The 18,461-nt window shown below is 38.9% G+C and carries 18 protein-coding genes; 11 read left to right on the forward strand and 7 right to left on the reverse strand.

Annotated features, from left to right (window positions below):
• Window positions 1-71: 71 nt before the first annotated feature.
• The 3 genes from AC0IWT_RS16355 to AC0IWT_RS16365 all read right to left on the reverse strand — a co-directional run bounded on the left by AC0IWT_RS16355 (window position 72) and on the right by AC0IWT_RS16365 (window position 3,239).
• Window positions 72-998, reverse strand: coding sequence for a hypothetical protein (locus tag AC0IWT_RS16355; RefSeq protein ID WP_471797960.1), 927 nt, complete (start codon window positions 996-998; stop codon window positions 72-74).
• Window positions 999-1,039: 41 nt separating this feature from the next.
• Window positions 1,040-1,906, reverse strand: coding sequence for a phosphodiester glycosidase family protein (locus AC0IWT_RS16360; RefSeq protein WP_471797961.1), 867 nt, complete (start codon window positions 1,904-1,906; stop codon window positions 1,040-1,042).
• A 79-nt stretch (window positions 1,907-1,985) separates the two neighbouring features.
• Window positions 1,986-3,239 carry an aspartyl protease family protein gene (locus tag AC0IWT_RS16365; RefSeq protein ID WP_056869245.1) on the reverse strand — a complete coding sequence of 418 codons (1,254 nt, stop codon included), beginning with the start codon at window positions 3,237-3,239 and terminating at the stop codon, window positions 1,986-1,988.
• Between the two features lie 50 nt (window positions 3,240-3,289).
• On the opposite strand from AC0IWT_RS16365, the gene AC0IWT_RS16370 reads away from it, so the two are divergent.
• From AC0IWT_RS16370 to AC0IWT_RS16385, 4 genes are all read left to right on the forward strand, one after another.
• On the forward strand, window positions 3,290-4,618 hold the full coding sequence (locus AC0IWT_RS16370) for a D-alanyl-D-alanine carboxypeptidase (protein WP_471797962.1): 1,329 nt from the start codon (window positions 3,290-3,292) through the stop codon (window positions 4,616-4,618).
• A 9-nt stretch (window positions 4,619-4,627) separates the two neighbouring features.
• Window positions 4,628-5,422, forward strand: a complete 795-nt coding sequence (locus tag AC0IWT_RS16375; RefSeq protein ID WP_471797963.1) for an alpha/beta hydrolase — start codon at window positions 4,628-4,630, stop codon at window positions 5,420-5,422.
• A gap of 5 nt (window positions 5,423-5,427) precedes the next feature.
• Window positions 5,428-6,468 (forward strand): aminotransferase class I/II-fold pyridoxal phosphate-dependent enzyme, encoded by a 1,041-nt coding sequence (locus tag AC0IWT_RS16380; protein WP_471797964.1) that lies wholly within the window; start codon window positions 5,428-5,430, stop codon window positions 6,466-6,468.
• 83 nt (window positions 6,469-6,551) lie between these two features.
• Complete coding sequence (locus AC0IWT_RS16385) at window positions 6,552-7,052, forward strand: phosphoglycerate mutase family protein (RefSeq protein WP_056869242.1); 501 nt, start codon at window positions 6,552-6,554, stop codon at window positions 7,050-7,052.
• A 54-nt stretch (window positions 7,053-7,106) separates the two neighbouring features.
• Here the strand turns inward: AC0IWT_RS16385 and AC0IWT_RS16390 are convergent, their stop codons facing one another.
• From AC0IWT_RS16390 to porX, 4 genes are all read right to left on the reverse strand, one after another.
• Window positions 7,107-7,790, reverse strand: coding sequence for a M15 family metallopeptidase (locus AC0IWT_RS16390; protein ID WP_056869241.1), 684 nt, complete (start codon window positions 7,788-7,790; stop codon window positions 7,107-7,109).
• Window positions 7,791-7,899: 109 nt separating this feature from the next.
• A complete protein-coding gene (locus AC0IWT_RS16395) occupies window positions 7,900-9,129 on the reverse strand; it encodes an alanine dehydrogenase (protein WP_471797965.1) in 1,230 nt (409 codons plus the stop codon).
• Between the two features lie 87 nt (window positions 9,130-9,216).
• The gene (tsaE, locus tag AC0IWT_RS16400) at window positions 9,217-9,633 is read right to left on the reverse strand and encodes a tRNA (adenosine(37)-N6)-threonylcarbamoyltransferase complex ATPase subunit type 1 TsaE (RefSeq protein WP_471797966.1); all 417 of its coding nucleotides are present in this window, start codon (window positions 9,631-9,633) and stop codon (window positions 9,217-9,219) included.
• Between the two features lie 86 nt (window positions 9,634-9,719).
• Window positions 9,720-11,273, reverse strand: coding sequence for a T9SS response regulator signal transducer PorX (gene porX / locus AC0IWT_RS16405; protein WP_471797967.1), 1,554 nt, complete (start codon window positions 11,271-11,273; stop codon window positions 9,720-9,722).
• 111 nt (window positions 11,274-11,384) lie between these two features.
• Here porX and AC0IWT_RS16410 point away from each other — a divergent pair, with 111 nt between their 5' ends.
• The 7 genes from AC0IWT_RS16410 to efp all read left to right on the forward strand — a co-directional run bounded on the left by AC0IWT_RS16410 (window position 11,385) and on the right by efp (window position 18,393).
• On the forward strand, window positions 11,385-12,605 hold the full coding sequence (locus AC0IWT_RS16410; protein WP_056869237.1) for an HD domain-containing protein: 1,221 nt from the start codon (window positions 11,385-11,387) through the stop codon (window positions 12,603-12,605).
• Between the two features lie 122 nt (window positions 12,606-12,727).
• Window positions 12,728-13,804: a UDP-3-O-(3-hydroxymyristoyl)glucosamine N-acyltransferase gene (gene lpxD, locus AC0IWT_RS16415; RefSeq protein WP_056869236.1), complete on the forward strand. Its 1,077-nt coding sequence runs from the start codon at window positions 12,728-12,730 to the stop codon at window positions 13,802-13,804.
• The gene (locus AC0IWT_RS16420; protein ID WP_056869235.1) at window positions 13,794-15,206 is read left to right on the forward strand and encodes a bifunctional UDP-3-O-[3-hydroxymyristoyl] N-acetylglucosamine deacetylase/3-hydroxyacyl-ACP dehydratase; all 1,413 of its coding nucleotides are present in this window, start codon (window positions 13,794-13,796) and stop codon (window positions 15,204-15,206) included. Before lpxD ends, AC0IWT_RS16420 begins: the two co-directional genes overlap by 11 nt.
• Entirely contained in the window at window positions 15,206-15,991 is a 786-nt protein-coding gene (gene lpxA, locus AC0IWT_RS16425) for an acyl-ACP--UDP-N-acetylglucosamine O-acyltransferase (RefSeq protein ID WP_056869234.1), read from the forward strand. The genes AC0IWT_RS16420 and lpxA overlap by 1 nt, the downstream gene beginning before the upstream one ends.
• Window positions 15,992-16,094: 103 nt before the next feature.
• Window positions 16,095-16,568 carry a GNAT family N-acetyltransferase gene (locus tag AC0IWT_RS16430; RefSeq protein ID WP_056869233.1) on the forward strand — a complete coding sequence of 158 codons (474 nt, stop codon included), beginning with the start codon at window positions 16,095-16,097 and terminating at the stop codon, window positions 16,566-16,568.
• The gene (locus AC0IWT_RS16435; protein ID WP_471797968.1) at window positions 16,565-17,179 is read left to right on the forward strand and encodes an ABC transporter ATP-binding protein; all 615 of its coding nucleotides are present in this window, start codon (window positions 16,565-16,567) and stop codon (window positions 17,177-17,179) included. The genes AC0IWT_RS16430 and AC0IWT_RS16435 overlap by 4 nt, the downstream gene beginning before the upstream one ends.
• Window positions 17,180-17,832: 653 nt before the next feature.
• Window positions 17,833-18,393 (forward strand): elongation factor P, encoded by a 561-nt coding sequence (gene efp, locus AC0IWT_RS16440; protein WP_471797969.1) that lies wholly within the window; start codon window positions 17,833-17,835, stop codon window positions 18,391-18,393.
• Window positions 18,394-18,461: the final 68 nt, after the last annotated feature.

Below are 18,461 nucleotides of genomic sequence, written 5' to 3' on the forward strand. Positions count from 1 at the left end.
AGTTTTAATTTTTAAAATCAAAATAAATTTTAACATTTTTTTAACGTTAAAATTTTGTAAACAGCAGATTACTAAGGCCTTTTAATTGCTTTTCCAATAATCATCATCGTAATTTGGCTATTGTGCGGAATTCCGAGGCTCGTTCCTGGCAGTACATCAAAAAGGTTTCTGATGTAAATATCGGCCACAGCCTGCATATTCTTTTTCTTCGAATCAGCGTTCTCGGGCAATACGCCATAAACGTCTTTAACGTGTATACCACCCTGAAAATCTACTACAGCAGAGATTTGGTAAGCAAAATCTTTATATGCCCTATCGATAATGATTTTATACTGCGGAAACATATAATCGTAAGCCGCCGTTCGTCCCTCCAGCTTACTCGCCGTAACCAACTTTTCTACTGTAACAATTTTACTTTTCGGTATAAACTGAACCGGCTCTGTTGCGGCGAAAGCACTGTCGCTATTTTCGTTAACGCTAACGGCTCTTTTTATGATAAAAGCAGTATCTGCTTTACTTGGTTTCTGCAACTTTTCGGCCGTCGTTTTAAGTTTATTTTTGATATAGCTTTGGGCGTAAAAAATCATGTTAACATCCGACCGAAAATCGGCAAGTACATTTTTACCATTAACCTGTACCCGCTGTAATACGAGGCTATCATTAGTCATGGCTTTAACCTTAAACCATTCTTCGGCGAAATTGTAAAGATTACCATGATCATACTGGAGGAAAAACTTTTGCATAATTTGTTTCTGCGGACTCCAGGCCATCATCGTATCTTCTTTGGCAACCTCTATAATCCACGATGGCTTTTGCATAAAGCCTTCCATATTAAATGATAAGCCGTTTTTGAATCTTCTACGAACTTCCTGGTAGCGGATGCCTTTTACCGATTCCCAGGTGTAATCCCGCAGTTTTGGATTGGTCTTTTTTGAAGCAAGATCGCAGGATGAACACAAAATAATAACATAAAAAAGGAGGCAGAAATTTTTTATCATATGTATATAACGCAGCAGGCGCAAAGTTCGGCTAAAATAATTTATTTTTTCTTAACCAGAATTACGTTGGCTACTTTCCGCTGACCCTCGTGATCCCATTTTTTATTGTCCGTTGGGTAATTGATAACACCTGTGTCGCCATTTCCGTTAACCCAAAGCGTGGTAGAACCGCCGCCATCAAAATTAATTGCACTTGTACAGCCAAGCCAACGCATAATTTTTGTCAGTTCAAACAAACTCATTCCAGCAGAATTATCATTTCTTCCATCTACCGTTAGTAAAATGGCCCGGCCATTTGGCTTTAAACCCACGCAGGTGCGTGGATGTCGTAAACGATTAAAAGCCGCAGTATCCAGCCGCTCTTCCTGGTTATTGAATACCAACAAAGGCCCGTTAAACAATACATCTCCGTCTGTTAAACTTTTTTCCCAGTCAGCACTTCCATCCCACTTTACAATTTCGATTTTGCCCTTACGAATTACAACTGCAGCCTTTTGATGAAACGCACGGGATCCGCTCTTTTCAAGCCGGTTTGTATTAATAACTTCTCCGTTTACTTTTACAAAATCAACAGAACCGCCATTTTTTACGTCGAAAAAATTACCGTTTATGGCGGCAATTGCAGTATCTCTAATGCCAAAACCGCTCGTGGTTATTAATTGCTGCGCCTCTGCATCAATTGCAAAAACGGCTTTTCTGCCAGAATTTTTTACCTCCAAAAAAGAAATATTCTGGTTGGCAGAAAAGAGATTCTTCTGGTCGAAATGATGTCTAAAAAGCTTTACCTGCCTAGCTACTCTCGTTTTTATCCAATGAGTTTTTACTAAAGTAATCGAATCCTGGTTTTGCGCAAAGCAAGTTAAGCTTACTACAAATAGCGTAAAAAAAATTGCGGCCTTCTTAATCATTATCTAAGATTTTGATACCTGCGAATTTAAAGCCTGATAAGTTAGTTATGAGCTTGTAACCTTAAAATTACCTGTAAAATCAAATTCTTCGTTCGAGGTGAACTACTTTAAAAAAGGTTTTATTGTCTCTGTAAATCTCGAGAATTACGCTTTTATTTGCACCCGATTTGAAAAGTTCTGAGAGCTCATTAAGCGAATAAACGTTCATAGGCCTGAAATTAACGCCTATTATTTCATCATCCGGACAAAGGCCAGACTTTTCTGCCGGCGAGTTTTCGTCAATTTCCCCAATCAGGAATCGTTTGTATTCTTTTTGGTCAAGATATACAACCATTCCAATCATATCATGCTCAAAAGGTGTTTTGAAATTTCCGTTAGGCTTTACGTACATAAAACCCTCCTGATAGTTAAACTGGATGTTAAACTTTCTTAGCAAATCGGCGCCAACGTTACCGTTCCGGGTTTTTAAATCTATTTTTTGTGAGATAACCCGATAATCGGGAAAACCAGATATTACATCTTTAAAGTCATACCCTCCGATAGAGAAGCCTTTAATTCGTCCGAGATAACCTTTAATTTGTCCGCTAATGCTCATGCCCAGATTTGCCTTTATTTTAGAATAAGGCAAGGGAAACATTTCTCCATTATACATTTCCATAGATAAAGCATGACTGGCACCGGTATCCATAAGCAATTTAGCAGAAATCTTTTCATTATCTGATGTGGCAACATCTGCGTAAACGTATGGTTTCATGCTCTCAATCACAATTGGAATTTTGCTGCCTCTGTATTTAACCTTAGCGCCCGGCGCTGTGAAGATGAGCCTGCTTTCTGCATAGCGGATATCTACAATAAAACTGTTGAAAAAATTGAATCCGATTAATCCATAAATTTTTATCCCTAAATGCCCTGATAAATTAAACAAATCTTCTTTTAAAATGGCGGTAGGGATATGCTGAGCCTCAGCCCTGCCTACGGTAGCCTTTATATTTTGCGATACAAATGCCTCCACGGTTTCCAGCCCTAAACCCGAAACTTTAATTTTACGCATGGTTGTGAAATTCAGGGAATCGATAATGGATGGCTCTGTGATGATTAGTGGCCCTACGCCCGTATCTAAAACGAAATCAAAAGGCCCTTTTTCGTTGATGTAAACAGGAATAATGATTAGGTTTTTTATGGATTTGAACTGTAAGGATTGCCGTTGCTGATTACCTGAAAAATGGAATTCCTGAGCTTCACAGTTGTAAAAAAAAAGTATAAAAAGTCCTACGCAAATAATAATCAATTTGCGGCTCATAGCAAACTTTGCAAACTTATATTTGGTTAACATTTGATTAAATTTAATAATTTAGTTTGTATTATTTCCTATAACTTTAAAAGATGATTTTTCGCCAACTTTTTAAAGCCCCGGTGCTTCCCTTAGCTTTGTTAATTTATTTGTTGTCAGGCTGTTCTGCCGACAAAATGATGGCCCGTAAGGTTTCTAAAGAATTCAGGAAGTCAGAAATTATAAAGCAATACATGGTCGGCTTTTCACTATTTAATTTACAGGCGAAAACCACGGTGTTCGAGAAAGATGGTGATAAGCAATTTACGCCGGCATCAAACACTAAATTATATACTTTTTATGCATCGTTAAAAATGATTCCGGAGCGGATGCCAGCCTTAAGATACATCGAAACAAATGATTCGTTAATTTTTTGGGGAACGGGCGATCCATCGTTCCTGCAGTCAGAACTAAAAGATAAATCTGCCTACAATTTTCTCGCCGGAAGCACAAAAAAACTCTTCTACTCGCCTGGCAGATATACTGGGAATTTTTTCGGTGCCGGCTGGGCCTGGGATGACTACAACGATTATTACCAGGCAGAAATAAATGATTTGCCCCTGCTCGACAATACGGTTTGGGTAAAGGGAACACAAAACGGGAATTTCTCTGTAAGCCCAAAAAGCTTTAGCTCATGTTTCGTAAAAGACAGCACGCAGACCGCAGGCGATTTCCTGGTGAAACGAAATTTCAACAACAATGAATTTACCTACAACGCCGTTGCTGTCAAACCGAATTTTGTTCAGCAAATCCCTTTTAAATTAAGCAACGCCACAACGGTGGGCCTGCTTGCCGATACTTTACATAAACCCATTGGATTGATAGACAGGAATATGCCTGCCAACGCCAAGACCTTGTATGGCGCCAGCCGCGATTCAGTTTTAAAAGCGATGCTTTTACCCAGCGATAACTTTCTGGCCGAGCAACTGTTGCTTGTTTGTGGCGATAAGCTTAGCGATACGTTAAATACAGAAAAAACCATTCAGTATGTTTTAAAGAACCATTTACTAGGTTTACCCCAAAAGCCACGATGGGTTGATGGTTCCGGCCTTTCCCGAATGAACTTATTTACTCCTAATGATATGATTGCGGTTTTAAACCTGATTTATACAGAAGTAAACAACCCTGAAAAACTGTTTGATATGTTGCCTGCGGGCGGCAAAAGCGGCACCTTAAAAAACGCCTATCCAAAAACAGACAAGCCTTTTGTTTTTGGAAAAACCGGTTCGCTTACCGGGATTCATAACCAAAGCGGTTACATTTTAACAAAAAAAGGTAAAACCTACATCTATTCCTTTATGAACAACAACTTCATCAATCCAACCGCAGCGGTAAGAAATGAGATGGTTAGGATAGTTACCTACATTCATGACAACTTTTAATTTACAAACATGAAATGCTTAAAACTGATTTCGATTTGCCTCTTGTTTTTTCTTACTACAAATGCACAGCAGCAAATTATCTTCAAATCGAAAAACCTACCACAAGCAGACACGACATGGGTTTTTACCCCAAAAAACTTAAAGAATAATAAAAAAGTTCCGGCGATAATTCTGCTTCACGGTTACAGCGGTAACTACAAACAATGGAACAACATAATGGATGCTCAAAAGTATGCTGATGAATACGGGTATATTTTAATTGCTCCGGATGGGCTATACAAATCCTGGTATTTAAATAGTCCGGCGAAGGCGGACTGGCAATATGAAAATTTCTTTTTTGAAGAATTCTTACCTAAAATTAAGAACGATTACCCCATTGATACGGCGAACATTTTTATTACAGGCTTGAGTATGGGCGGACACGGCGCTTTATGGTTATTTTTGAAACATCCGGAAATGTTTAAAAGTGCGGGCAGCACAAGTGGAGGCATAAATCTTCGCGATGCGATTGGAAAATTCGGCGTCCCGGAACTTCTCGGTAACCCCGACAAAGATAGCGACATCTGGCTAAAATATTCTGTTATACAACAAATCGATAAGCTAGCCGGAAGCCCAAAGGAAATTATCTTCGATTGTGGTGCCGATGATTTTTTCTACCAATCGAACAATGCCATGAAGAAGAAATGTGACAGTTTGAAAATCAAGGCGACTTATATTTCCCAACCCGGTAACCATAATGCTGCGTACTGGAAAAAATCCACTAAACAACAATTTGAGTTTTTCAGCAAACAGGTTTCAAAATAAAATTGATGAATCGCGGACTTAAATCCATAACAAAACCATTTTCCAACAAGATAAATATCGGTGGCATTGATTATCTGTACTTTGGCGGAACTGCGTATCTGGGCATCCCGCAAAATGATGAATTTTTGCAGTTATATATGGAAGGCCTCAGAAAATATGGCTTAAATAATGGAACCAGCCGAACAAACAACATACAACTTGGTATTTACGATGATGCAGAAAAAGTAGCCTCCGTGCGATTCAAAGCAGAAGATGCCTTAATCACGTCAAGCGGTTACCTGGCTGCACAGCTTACTGTTAATGCGTTATCAAAACTGGGAGAAGTAATTTATGCGCCGTCAACACATCCTGCGCTTTGGTTAACAAAGCAAAGCTTTAATTCTAGCTCGTTCACGGCCTGGTGTAAACAGATAGTTGAAGTTATCAACAGTTCTGAACAACAGGATTGGGTTTTAATAAGCAATTCGATGAATAATCTTTTCCCCGAAATTTATGACTTTGATTTTGTGGAGGAAATAAACCCGGCTAAGAAAGTAACTTTCATTGTAGACGACTCTCATGGAATTGGCATTAACAATAAAGGTTTAGGTTGCTTCGATAGTTTGCCGAAAAAACCAAACCTCGAGTGGGTTGTTGTGGCCTCGATGGCGAAAGCACTGGGAGTTGATGCCGGTTTGGTTTTAGGCTCAGCAGCAATTATCGGGAAACTTAAGCACACAAATATTTTCGTGGGTGCATCTCCGCCCGCAGCCGCAGGCTTATATGCATTTATGCATGCAGAAGCCATTTACAACTCGGCCTGGAATAAACTGCAAACCAACATCGAGTTGTTTTCATCGCAACTTAATCCATCCTGGAAGTTCGAAACAACCTTTCCGGCATTTTTTTTAGACAATGCTGCTTTGGCAGACCGGCTGCTGGAACATCAAATCCTGATCTCATCTTTCCCTTATCCAAACACAACAAGCGAGCCCATAAATCGAATCGTTTTAAGCAGTTGGCACACTTTTGATGATGTAGAACGTTTGCTGTCGTTTATTCGATAGAATGCCCCGGCACTTTTTCATTTAGAGATGATTTCTGCAAACCGATAATTTTTTCAATATTTATAGCTTTAAAACTGCCTCTAATGAAAAAGCTTTTAATATTTCTTTCCGTCATTTTTCTGTTTTTCAACCTCGCAAAAGCACAAACTACTGAAATTTGGATAGTTCGCCATGCGGAAAAAGACAGGTCTGATCCACAAGAAAAAAACCCTGATTTATCGGAAGAAGGAAAAGTTAGAGCCGGCGACCTGGCCAAATACCTGAAAAAAGAAAATATAGATGTGGCTTTTAGTACTCCTTACAAAAGAACGCGTCAAACGCTGGATTCGCTTGTAATTCCTAAAGTTATAAACTACACGGATATCAAAGCTCTGGTTGATACGATTAAAACCAGTTACGCTGGCAAAAAGATCATCATCGCCGGGCATTCGAATACCGTGCTTGAAATTATTGAAGCATTTGGTGGAAAACGCCCCCGTGAAGAATTAACTGATGATGATTATGATTTCATCTTTCATTTGAACGTTAAAGGTGATAAAGCCAGGGTTAAAATGGATCAGTATGGCATACCGCACCACTTGTAACTGGCTTTTCAGGAAATAAGCCAAGCTGAAAACAATTGTTGCAGAAACGAGCACTTAAAGTTTTTCAAAAGGAATATCGAGCAGCGCATAATTTTGCCAGCCCTGAAAATCGTAATGCCACCACTCATTCTCCAGTACATTTAGCTTGTACTTTTTCATTATGGCGATAAAAAAGTCCCGGTTCTTTTTGACTTGTGGTGATACCTTAGCATAATTTGCTGCTGCAGCTGCCGAAAAGCTATCATAAGGCGTTGGCATGGCAATTTCTTTTCCTGTTTTTAAATCTACTATGGTTAAATCTACCGCACAGCCGCGATTGTGTTTAGAACCTTGCTTCGGGTTTGCTACGAAATTTTTATCGCTCGCCTTTTGGTAGAACGCAACTGTTATGGCGTAAGGCCTGTAACCATCAAATATTTTCAAGCCTAAACCTTTTTTAAACAACTCCGCCTGCACTTTTTTAAGCGACTCTACAACAGGTTTGCGGGCAAAAGCACGTGCCTGCCCATACATAACCTGTTTCATAAAATTATTTTTGGTTGCGTAACGAATATCTAACCTAATTGTCGGAATAGCCTTCTTTATTTCTACAAGTTGATTGTTCGAATTTTCTTTTACCGAAGCCAGGTATTGCTGATAAGAACTTATTATGAAAAGTTTTTTAGGCGTCGCAGGTTTAATTTGGGCAAGTGCCGAAACGGATGCGAATAAAAATAAAATGAAGGTATTTAGTTTCATAATTTGAAATTAGCTTAAGCTGGCCGTTGCAAAGAAATTCTTCTTACCGAATTGAACACCTTTAGTTTAAAAAAAAACCCGTGTTCCGCTCCAATAATAAAAAGCAAGTTTACTGATTGGAGACAACTAATAATTCCAAATCTTTAAAGGGCAAATTGAACATATCGGCTAAATCCTTATTGGTCACATTGCCCTGATAAATGTATAAGGCTTCGCGAATTCCGGGGTTGTTCCAAACCATATTCATTAAGCCACCAAATTCACCGATATCGAGCAAGATAGGTGCAAAAATATTGGTTAACGCATATGATGCGGTACGCGGAACCCGCGATGCGATGTTGGGAACACAATAATGGATTACATCGTATTTTCTGAAAACCGGATTGGTATGGTTTGTTACCTCAGAGGTTTCAAAACAGCCACCCTGGTCAATACTTACATCAATAACAACCGAATGTGGTTTCATCCGGGCAACAGTTTCTTCCATAACAATACATGGACTACGGCCGTGGCTCGCACGAATCGCCCCGATTACAACATCGCAGGTAACAATTGCCTTATTTAAAACAATTGGCTGCATTACAGAAGTAAACACGCGGCTGTTTCCTAAATTATTCTGAAGCCTGCGCAAGCGGTAAATCGAGCTGTCGAAAACTTTTACTTCAGCCCCTAAAGCTAAAGCAGTTCTTGCCGCATACTCGCCAACTGTTCCGGCACCTAATATTACAATTTCTGTAGGCGGAACCCCGGTAAAACCACCGAGCATCAATCCTTTGCCGCCGGTTACGTTACTTAAATATTCTGCAGCAATTAGTATAGATGTAGAACCTACAATTTCGCTCATTGCCCGCACTACACTTAGAACGTTTCCTTCATCCCGCAAATTCTCAAAACATAGGGCATTAATCTTTTTTTGCATTAAAGCTTTCAGATATTCTTGCTTTAAAGTTCCGGTTTGAAGTGAAGAAATAAGCGTTTGCCCTTTATGCATCAGCGCAATTTCCTCCAACATTGGCGGCGCAATTTTAACCAGAATGTCGCAATCGAAAACTTCCTTTTTATCGTAGGCGATTTTAGCACCCTGTTCTGCATATTCAGAATCTGAAAAATTAGCAGCAATGCCTGCCCCGCTTTCCAAAATAACGCGATGACCGTTATTGACCAATAACGCAACAGATAATGGTGTTAAAGCGATTCTATTTTCCTGGAAAGAGATTTCTTTCGGGATGCCAATATTGAGATTATTCTTTTTATTTCTGGTTTCCAGCGTCGCCTCTTGTGTTTGCAATAAGCCTTGGCGAGCTATATCGGCCATTCCTTCGCGTAATCCTGTAGCCATGATGTTATTAAAAAATGTTTTGGGTTTAAAGGTTTATGAAGGTACGGAAATTCTGTTAAATTACTGATAACAAAATACATCTGAACATTAGGTTTTTGTAAACTCAAATGCTCTGCCGCTCTCGTTTAAAACCGAAATTTCGACCTTTACATAGTGTGCCGGCAACAACTCTTCAATTCTTTCCGGCCACTCGATAAGGCAAATTCCACCACCATAAAAATATTCTTCGTAGCCTAAATCATAGGCTTCCTGGATATTCTTTATTCGGTAAAAATCAAAGTGGTAAATGGCATTTGCAGCACCCACGTATTCATTTACAATGGAATAAGTAGGACTCGAAACTACTTCATTAACGCCCAATGTTTTACAGAAATTTTTTATAAAGGTCGTTTTCCCTGCGCCCATTTCTCCATCAAAAAGAAATATCTTCTCATCTGCGGCAAATGCCGCAAGCTTTTCGGCAACTTCTGGCAACTCCGCTAAACCGTCAATATGAATCTTCATCGTTATAAAAGATAAAAGGCAAAAGTAATACATATTTGCATCGCTTTTGCCTTTCAATATTTTGCCCGCTAAATGTGGCTAAAAATTTACCTTGGCGAATAAGTTACCACCGGAATTATCATTTCCTCTAGAGAAATGCCACCATGCTGAAAGGTTTCGTTATAATAATTTACAAACTGATTGTAATTATTGGGATAAACAAAATAGCTGTCTTCTCTAGCAAATATGTAGCTGCTGCTGATGTTGATTTTCGGCAACAATGCATCGTGAGGATTTTTAATAGCAAAAACTTCCTTTGCATTGAAGTTTAGGTTTCTTCCCTGTTTATAACGAAGATTGGTATTTGTACTTCTATCGCCGATAACTTTAACCGGTTTTTTAACACGAATGGTTCCGTGGTCGGTAGTTATAATCACTTTAACCTGTTTCTGTGAAATCTTTTTCAACAAATCGAATAAAGGAGAATGCTCAAACCATGATAATGTTAATGAGCGGTAGGCCGCATCATCGTTAGCCAGCTCGCGAATCATTTGCATGTCTGTTCTGGCATGACTCAGCATATCAACAAAATTGAAAACAATAGCATTGAAATCATTTTTCAACAGGTTATTGGTTTGTTCAACCAGTTCTTTCCCTTGCTCAAAAGTTAAAATTTTGTTGTAGCTGAATTTACAATCCTTGCGTAAAGTGCGTTTAATGTTATCAGCCAGGAAAGCTTCTTCGTGCAAATTTTTACCACCTTCATCATCATCGTTTTGCCATAATCCCGGAAAACGTTTTTCCATTTCCAGCGGCATTAAGCCTGAAAAAATTGCGTTTCTGGCATACTGCGTTGCGGTCGGCAAAATACTGGTATACATATCTTCCTCATCAATTCTGAAATATTCAGAAATAAGAGGATTTATGATTTTCCATTGGTCGTAACGGAGGTTATCAACCAGAATAAAAAATACCGGGGTTGTATCATTTACATGCGGAAAAGCCTTCTTTTTCAATAATTCATTCGAAAGCAATGGCGCCCTGTCTTTATCTTTAATCCAATCGAGATAGTGTTCTTCGATAAATTTCGAAAACTGTGTATTGGCTTCCTGCTTCTGCATGGTTAAAATTTCGTGCATTTGCGGGTCATCTAACTTCTCGAGCTCAAGCTCCCAGAAAACTATTTTTTTATAAACATCTACCCATTCGTCATAACTCAGGCGATCGCCAAGTGTCATGCCGAGTCTTCTAAAATCCTGCTGGTAAGCCATTGATGTTTTTTCGCTTACTAAAAGTTTTTTATCAATCAGTTTTTTTATGGTTAAAAGAACCTGTTTTGGGTTAACCGGTTTAATTAAATAATCATCTATTTTACTCCCTATGGCATCTTCCATAAGGTTTTCTTCCTCACTTTTCGTAATCAAAACTACGGGCACATCAGGATTTAGGTTTTTTATGGCCGAAAGCGTTTCGATACCGCTCATACCAGGCATGTTTTCATCTAGAAAAACCAAATCAAAATGGCTTTTCCCAAAAGCCTCAAGGGCGTCGTTTCCGTTTGTAAAAGTTCTTACATTATAACCTTTATCGTTAAGTAAAAGTATATGAGGCTTTAGCAAGTCGATTTCATCATCGGCCCACAATATTTTAGTTTCTTGCATTTTTTTGTAAAAATAGGTCTGTATTGCCCCTTATATTCCGGCAGGTAATTAAACTATAAATAAAAATAGCAATTTTTGTACCGTATCTGTCTATTTAACTATTTTTAACGATTGAACAAGAAGAAAATAATAAATGATCCGGTGTACGGATTCATCAGCATTCCATCAGAATTGATTTATGATGTAATTTCGCATCCGTATTTTCAGCGTTTGCGCTACATCAAACAACTTGGAATGACTCATCTTGTTTATCCTGGCGCACTCCATACCCGTTTTCATCATGCTTTGGGTGCCATGCATTTAATGAGCCTGGCTATAGGTTTGCTCCGTAGCAAAGAACATACAATTAGCGATGCCGAAGAAGAATCGGCAATATTGGCCATTTTACTGCACGATATTGGGCATGGGCCGTTTTCACATGCGCTCGAACATTCTTTAGTAACCGGCATAAAGCACGAAGATATTTCAGCAAAGCTGATGCAGGATTTGAACAAACATTTTGATGGAAAACTCAGCCTTGCAATCGAAATTTTTAACGGCACATACCCAAAAAAATTCCTCAACCAGTTAATTTCTGGTCAATTGGATTTAGATAGAATGGACTATCTGAATCGCGACAGCTTTTTTACCGGCGTTAGTGAAGGCGTAATTAGTTTCGATAGGATTATTAAAATGTTCAACGTTGTGGAGGATGATTTGGTTATCGAAGAAAAAGGAATTTACTCCATTGAAAAGTTTCTGATTGCCCGCAGATTGATGTATTGGCAAGTTTATTTGCATAAAACTGTAATTGCCGGCGAAATGATTCTGGTTAAATTGTTGGAAAGGGCTAAAGAATTGGCCATAGCAGGTATTGATTTATTTGCGGCTCCATCTTTAAGTTATTTCCTCAATAACAACATCAATGAGGAAACATTTTTTACCCATGAAAACTTGGAGCACTTTACAAATCTTGATGATCAGGATATTTACGCTGCAGTAAAAGTTTGGGCTCAACATCCCGATAAAATTTTATCTACATTATGTAAAATGCTTACTTCTAGGAATTTATACAAGGTAGAAATGAGTAACGAACTGGCAGATAAAGAGCGTGTTGAGTTTTTGCAGAATGCCACTATCGATTTGCTGGGCATTGCTGCCGAAGAAGTAAAATATTTTGTTTTTACAGATTCGATACAAAACAGAGCTTACAACGCCGGCGTGGGGAATATTAAAATTCTGATGAAAAATAACGATATTGTAGATATTGCCAAAGCTTCGGATTTATCTAATTTAGAGTCGCTGCAAAAAACAGTAGAAAAGTATATTCTTTGTTATCCCCGCGGGATTTAAGTTTTTTTAACAAAATATTTAGGTTTTGGTGCCGTTTTAAGTCTTATTATTGTGTAAAATATACACTATTTAACCTTTATAGGTTTTTTTGTTCATATCAATTTAACATTTACCTTTGTACGATGCAATTTACTGCCAAGCAGATAAGCGAGTTTTTAAACGGTTCCATTGATGGTAACCCCGATGTAGCTGTAACAGAACTCTCTAAGATAGAAGATGGTAAGGCAGGCTCATTGTCTTTTCTTTCCAACCCGAAGTACGAAAACTTTTTATATTCTACCGAGGCCTCTGTCGTAATTGTATCTAAAGATTTTAACCCTACACAAAATTATACCAGCACGTTAATTCGGGTAGAAAACCCATATAGTTCTTTTACCGTTTTGCTCGATAAATATAACGAGGCAGTAAATGCCAGGGCGGCGCAATCCGGTATCGATAAGCTGGCTTTTGTGCACCCTACCGCGAAAATTGGTGAGGGCGTTTTTATTGGTGCTTTCGCATACATTGCCGAGCATGCAGAAATCGCTTCGGGTACAAAAGTAAATGCCCAGGTTTATGTTGGTGCCAACACAAAAATCGGCGAAAACAGCACGTTTTTTCCCGGCGTTAAAATTTACCATAATTCTGTTATTGGCGACAGGGTTATCATTCATTCGAACACCGTAATTGGCAGTGATGGCTTTGGATTTGCGCCACAAAAAGATGGTACGTACAACAAGATACCACAAATTGGGAATGTAATTATTGAGAGCGACGTAGAAATCGGTGCAAATACAACTGTCGACAGAGCCACAATGGGTTCTACAATTATTAAAAAGGGTGCTAAAATCGACAATTTGATTCAGATTGCGCACAATGCCGAAATAGGGGAAAATACTGTTCTTGCGGCGCAATCCGGCATTTCGGGCAGCACTAAAGTTGGCCCAAACAGCGTTATAGGTGGACAGGTTGGTATTGCCGGACACTTAACTTTGGCCAAAGGAACTCAAATCGGTGCTCAGGCCGGAATCAATTTTAACATAACAGAAGAAAATAAACAGTGGCACGGAAGTCCGGCGCAGCCTTTGAGGAACTGGATGCGTGCTTCGGTAATATTTAAGCACTTGCCAGATGTAGAAAAGCGGATTAATGTGCTTGAAGAAACGCTGAAAAAACTTACAGCAGAACTGGAAAAGAATACAATAAACAATGAACGTTAGACAAAAAACGATTAAAAAAGAGATATCTGCATCTGGTGTTGGTTTACACACCGGAGCTAATGTTACTTTAACTTTTTGCCCTGCACCAGAAAATCACGGTTTTAAATTTCAACGAGTTGATTTAGATGGTCATCCCATTATCGATGCAGATGCAGACAATGTAACCGATACATCACGCGGAACAACGATTACCCAAAACGGCGCAAGCGTGAGTACTGTTGAACACGTTATGGCATCGCTTGTTGGCATGGATTTAGACAATGTTTTAATAAAGCTCGACGGTCCGGAAACCCCGATTATGGATGGCAGCTCCATCCAGTTTATCGATTTGCTGGAAGAAGTTGGTGCGATAGAACAAAACGCAGACCGCGAATATTTTACCATTCCTCATAACATTACTTATACAGAAGCAGACAGAAAAGTTGAAATTGTAGCCATGCCTTTGGATGACTACCGTTTTACTTGTATGATAGATTATAACTCACCGGTTTTAGGCAGCCAACACGCAGGCATAAACACCATCGCAGAGTTTAAAAAAGAAATTGCGTCTTGCCGTACCTTTTGTTTCCTTCACGAACTGGAATATCAGCTATCTCATAACCTAATTAAGGGTGGCGACTTAAATAACGCCATCGTTATTGTTGATAAAGAAGTAACAAAAGATGAGTTGAGCCATTTGGCAAAACTTTTTAACCGTGCAGATATTGATGTTGCGCCACAAGGTATTTTAAATAATATGGAGCTCAGGTACCAAAATGAACCTGCCCGTCATAAATTATTAGATATGATTGGCGATTTGGCTTTGGTAGGTATGCACCTAAAAGGGCACATTATGGCCGCACGCCCAGGGCACGCCGCAAACGTTGCTTTTGCTAAGAAAATTAAAGCAGCGATTAAAAAAGAAAAAAACAAGAAAATACAAAAGGTGTACGATCCAAGCGCTAAGCCATTATATGACGTTGTTCAGATTATGGACATTTTGCCTCATCGTCAGCCGTTTTTATTTGTAGATAAAATTCTGGAACTTTCTAAAAACCATGTTGTGGGCGTTAAAAACGTAACCATGAATGAGGAATTTTTTAAAGGACATTTCCCTGGCGCACCGGTTTTTCCTGGTGTTATTCAGATTGAGGCAATGGCACAGGTTGGTGGAATCTTAGTTTTAAGCACTGTACCCGATCCAAGGAATTATTTAACGTACTTTTTAAAAATTGATAATGTTCGCTTTAGGGCTCAGGTTCTTCCCGGCGACACCATCGTTTTCCGCTGTGATTTGCTGGAACCAATCAGACGAGGAATTGCTCAAATGAAAGGTGTTGGCATGGTTGGCGAAAAAATTGTTGTCGAAGCCGAAATGATGGCTCAAATATCCAAAATTAAACAACCAGAACCAGTTCAATAATGATACAACCTCTAGCATACATACATCCTCAGGCAAAAATTGCCGAAAACGTGGTAATTGAACCTTTTGTGGTGATTCATAAAGACGTTGTAATTGGCGAGGGAACCTGGATTGGCTCAAATGTAACCATTATGGATGGCGCCCGGATTGGTAAAAACTGCCGCATCTTTCCTGGGGCGGTAATTTCTGGCGAACCACAGGATTTGAAATTTGCAGGTGAAGTAACTACCGCAGAAATTGGCGATAATACAACCATTCGCGAGTGCGTTACGATAAACCGCGGCACCAAAGATAAATGGAGAACAGTAATTGGCAGCAATTGCTTGATTCAGGCTTACTCTCATATAGCACACGATTGCGAGGTGGGTAACAACTGTATCTTTTCGAACAGTACAACTTTAGCCGGCCACATTACCATCGGCAATAATGTTGTTTTGGCTGGCTTGGTTGCCATTCACCAATTTGTAAAAGTGGGTTCTTATGCATTTGTAACCGGTGGTTCATTGGTTCGTAAAGATGTTCCACCTTATGTTAAGGCTGCAAGAGAGCCGCTTTCTTACGCAGGAATAAATTCGGTTGGTTTGCGCAGAAGAGGCTTTACCAATGAGCAGATTGATGAAATACAGGAAATTTACCGTGTGCTGTTTGTAAAACACAACAATGTAACCAAAGCCTTAGATATAATTGAGGCTGAATTTAAACCGACGGAAATTCGTGATGAGATTGTTGATTTCATCCGAAACTCTAACCGTGGGGTAATGAAAGGTTTCGGAATGGGTAGCTAATTTTTAGGTGAAATTGTTTCCATGTAAAGTGCAGATAATACCTAAACAGTGAAGCCATTAATCCTAAATATTTAAGTTACCCTCGTGAACATTTAATAACCTTATGAGTGATTTAACGCTAATCAGAACGAATTCGAACAATGCCGATTTTATACAATTGGTTGCATTGCTGGATAAGGATTTAGCCGTTAGAGATGGTGATGAGCATGCTTTTTATGCGCAGTTTAATAAAGTAGATTCCATTAAACGGGTTGTTGTTGCATACCAAAATGGAATGCCCGTTGCCTGCGGTGCAATAAAACCATTATCTGAAACCGCAGCAGAGGTTAAGCGAATGTTTGTGCACCCGGATTATAGAAAAAAAGGTATTGCAGCTAAAATTTTAACTGAACTTGAGGCTTGGGCTACCGAGCTCACTTTCGAAGAGTGTGTTCTGGAAACGGGTAGAAAGCAACCTGAGGCAATTGCACTATATCAAAAGGTTGGCTACCTGGTAACGCCAAATTATGGTCAGTACATCGGCGTAGATAATAGCGTTTGCATGGCGAAACCGCTCCCCAATTCAACAAGCAAATGAAAATAGCCTTAAAGAATGTTGGCAGAAGGTTTAACAAAGAATGGATTTTCAGAAACCTGAGCACAGAGTTAATCTCCGGAAATAGTTACGCTATTTTGGGGCCTAACGGCTCTGGTAAATCCACATTATTAAGTGTTTTAACCGGAAGTTTAACACCATCTGAAGGAGAAATTGCGTTTGCTGATACAAAGGATATTTCCGTTGAGCAAATTTATAAACATATCAGTTTAGCGGCACCGTATTTAGAACTTGTAGAAACTTTCACTTTAAAAGAGCTAATTAATTTTCATTTTAAGTTCAAAAATTTCGCTTCGGGCGTTGATGCGCAATCGTTAGTTTCTATTCTGGGTTTGGAAAAATCTGCAAATAAGGAAATTAAGTATTTTTCGTCGGGAATGAAGCAACGAACCAAACTTGGTTTGGCCTGTTGTTCTGATTCACCAATTTTATTTTTAGACGAGCCTACGAGTAATTTAGACGTTCAAGGCATTAACTGGTACCGGGAATTAATTGAAAACTTCACAAAAGATAGGCTCACAATCATTGGCTCCAACCAAATCCAGGAGTATGAATTTTGCAGCAATCGCTTGCAAATAGCTGACTTTAAGTAGATTAAATTGACTTTCGATTTGTGCTCATTCTATGAATTTGTCATTTTATTGTATTAAATAATTATTTTGAAAAAAATATTTTGAAAACAATAAATTGTTCTTACTTTTGCACCACCAAAAAGAGAAACAATTATTTATTTATCTCTTCAGGAAATGATAATATCTTCCGTTTATCGGACACAAAATATATCGCTGTAAAAAGCAAAAAAATTTTTCATAGTTTAGTTTGAGGTTTAGGTTGATTATGCCTTTGGAGTGGTTCCCAAAGGCATTTCTTTTATACGGATATTTTTTAAGGATTTGAGCTTTCTTAAACTTATCCGCTTCGCTCTGATTAAACAGAAATTCTGCCCCACAATCGCAAAAAAGCGCTGAGGCTGTAGCGGGTTCTATGCAAAAGCTTATCTTCCTAAACCCGATTGATACGAAAATCCTTTTTATTAGCAGCAACCGTAAATGAGCCGTTATGCTGAGACACGAAGCATCTGCAACCGATGAAACTCTTGCTTCGTTTTACGGATAGCAGCTGTTTTAAAAAGATTGGAGTAAAAAGCGGGACTATCGCGGCCGATTAATCCAGGTTTTGCTTTCCAAATCAAAATTCATTTTTTTAACTTTGATGTTCAGAAAACAGCAAACAAGTTTAAAATATAATGGCAAAGGCATCAGAAGTAAAAAGCGGAAATGTGCTTCGGTTTAACGGAGAACTGGTTAGTGTAGAGGAATATATTCACCGTACGCCTGGCAACTTAAGGGCGTTTTATCAGGCTCGTATGCGCAATGTTAAAACCGGGAAAATTGTTGAGTATCGTTTCCGGACGGATGAGGAAGTAACCATTTGTAGGGTAGAAACCAATGAATACCAATATTTGTACGAAGATGGCGACTATTTAGTGGTGATGGATAATAATTCTTTTGAGCAATACAACATTCCAAAATTACTTTTTGGTGCTTCGATTAAGTTTTTAAAAGAGGGCATGAATGTTACCATTGCCTTTGAGAGTGAAGAACCGATTGTAGCGCAATTACCGAACAGTGTTGAACTCGAAATTACCTATACGGAGCCAGCCGTAAAAGGCGATACCTCTACGAGTGCCCAGAAGTACGCCACAGTAGAAACCGGTGCTGAAATTAGGGTTCCGTTATTTATAAACCAGGGCGATAAAGTGAAAGTAGATACAAAAACCGGGGATTATATGGAGCGTGTTAAGTAGTGGATAACCGCTTTTTACGATATGTTAAGCGCCAAAGGTTTATAGGTTTTTATTAAAATAATTTTACC

It is taken from the genome of Pedobacter sp. AC464, from assembly GCF_979253075.1.

Bases quoted from the DNA above. Each gene is read 5' to 3' on its own strand.
- AC0IWT_RS16355 (WP_471797960.1), bottom strand. From the start codon at position 998: ATGATAAAAAATTTCTGCCTCCTTTTTTATGTTATTATTTTGTGTTCA.
- AC0IWT_RS16360 (WP_471797961.1), bottom strand. From the start codon at position 1,906: ATGATTAAGAAGGCCGCAATTTTTTTTACGCTATTTGTAGTAAGCTTA.
- AC0IWT_RS16365 (WP_056869245.1), bottom strand. From the start codon at position 3,239: ATGTTAACCAAATATAAGTTTGCAAAGTTTGCTATGAGCCGCAAATTG.
- AC0IWT_RS16370 (WP_471797962.1), top strand. From the start codon at position 3,290: ATGATTTTTCGCCAACTTTTTAAAGCCCCGGTGCTTCCCTTAGCTTTG.
- AC0IWT_RS16375 (WP_471797963.1), top strand. From the start codon at position 4,628: ATGAAATGCTTAAAACTGATTTCGATTTGCCTCTTGTTTTTTCTTACT.
- AC0IWT_RS16380 (WP_471797964.1), top strand. From the start codon at position 5,428: ATGAATCGCGGACTTAAATCCATAACAAAACCATTTTCCAACAAGATA.
- AC0IWT_RS16385 (WP_056869242.1), top strand. From the start codon at position 6,552: ATGAAAAAGCTTTTAATATTTCTTTCCGTCATTTTTCTGTTTTTCAAC.
- AC0IWT_RS16390 (WP_056869241.1), bottom strand. From the start codon at position 7,790: ATGAAACTAAATACCTTCATTTTATTTTTATTCGCATCCGTTTCGGCA.
- AC0IWT_RS16395 (WP_471797965.1), bottom strand. From the start codon at position 9,129: ATGGCTACAGGATTACGCGAAGGAATGGCCGATATAGCTCGCCAAGGC.
- tsaE (WP_471797966.1), bottom strand. From the start codon at position 9,633: ATGAAGATTCATATTGACGGTTTAGCGGAGTTGCCAGAAGTTGCCGAA.
- porX (WP_471797967.1), bottom strand. From the start codon at position 11,273: ATGCAAGAAACTAAAATATTGTGGGCCGATGATGAAATCGACTTGCTA.
- lpxD (WP_056869236.1), top strand. From the start codon at position 12,728: ATGCAATTTACTGCCAAGCAGATAAGCGAGTTTTTAAACGGTTCCATT.
- AC0IWT_RS16420 (WP_056869235.1), top strand. From the start codon at position 13,794: ATGAACGTTAGACAAAAAACGATTAAAAAAGAGATATCTGCATCTGGT.
- lpxA (WP_056869234.1), top strand. From the start codon at position 15,206: ATGATACAACCTCTAGCATACATACATCCTCAGGCAAAAATTGCCGAA.
- AC0IWT_RS16430 (WP_056869233.1), top strand. From the start codon at position 16,095: ATGAGTGATTTAACGCTAATCAGAACGAATTCGAACAATGCCGATTTT.
- AC0IWT_RS16435 (WP_471797968.1), top strand. From the start codon at position 16,565: ATGAAAATAGCCTTAAAGAATGTTGGCAGAAGGTTTAACAAAGAATGG.
- efp (WP_471797969.1), top strand. From the start codon at position 17,833: ATGGCAAAGGCATCAGAAGTAAAAAGCGGAAATGTGCTTCGGTTTAAC.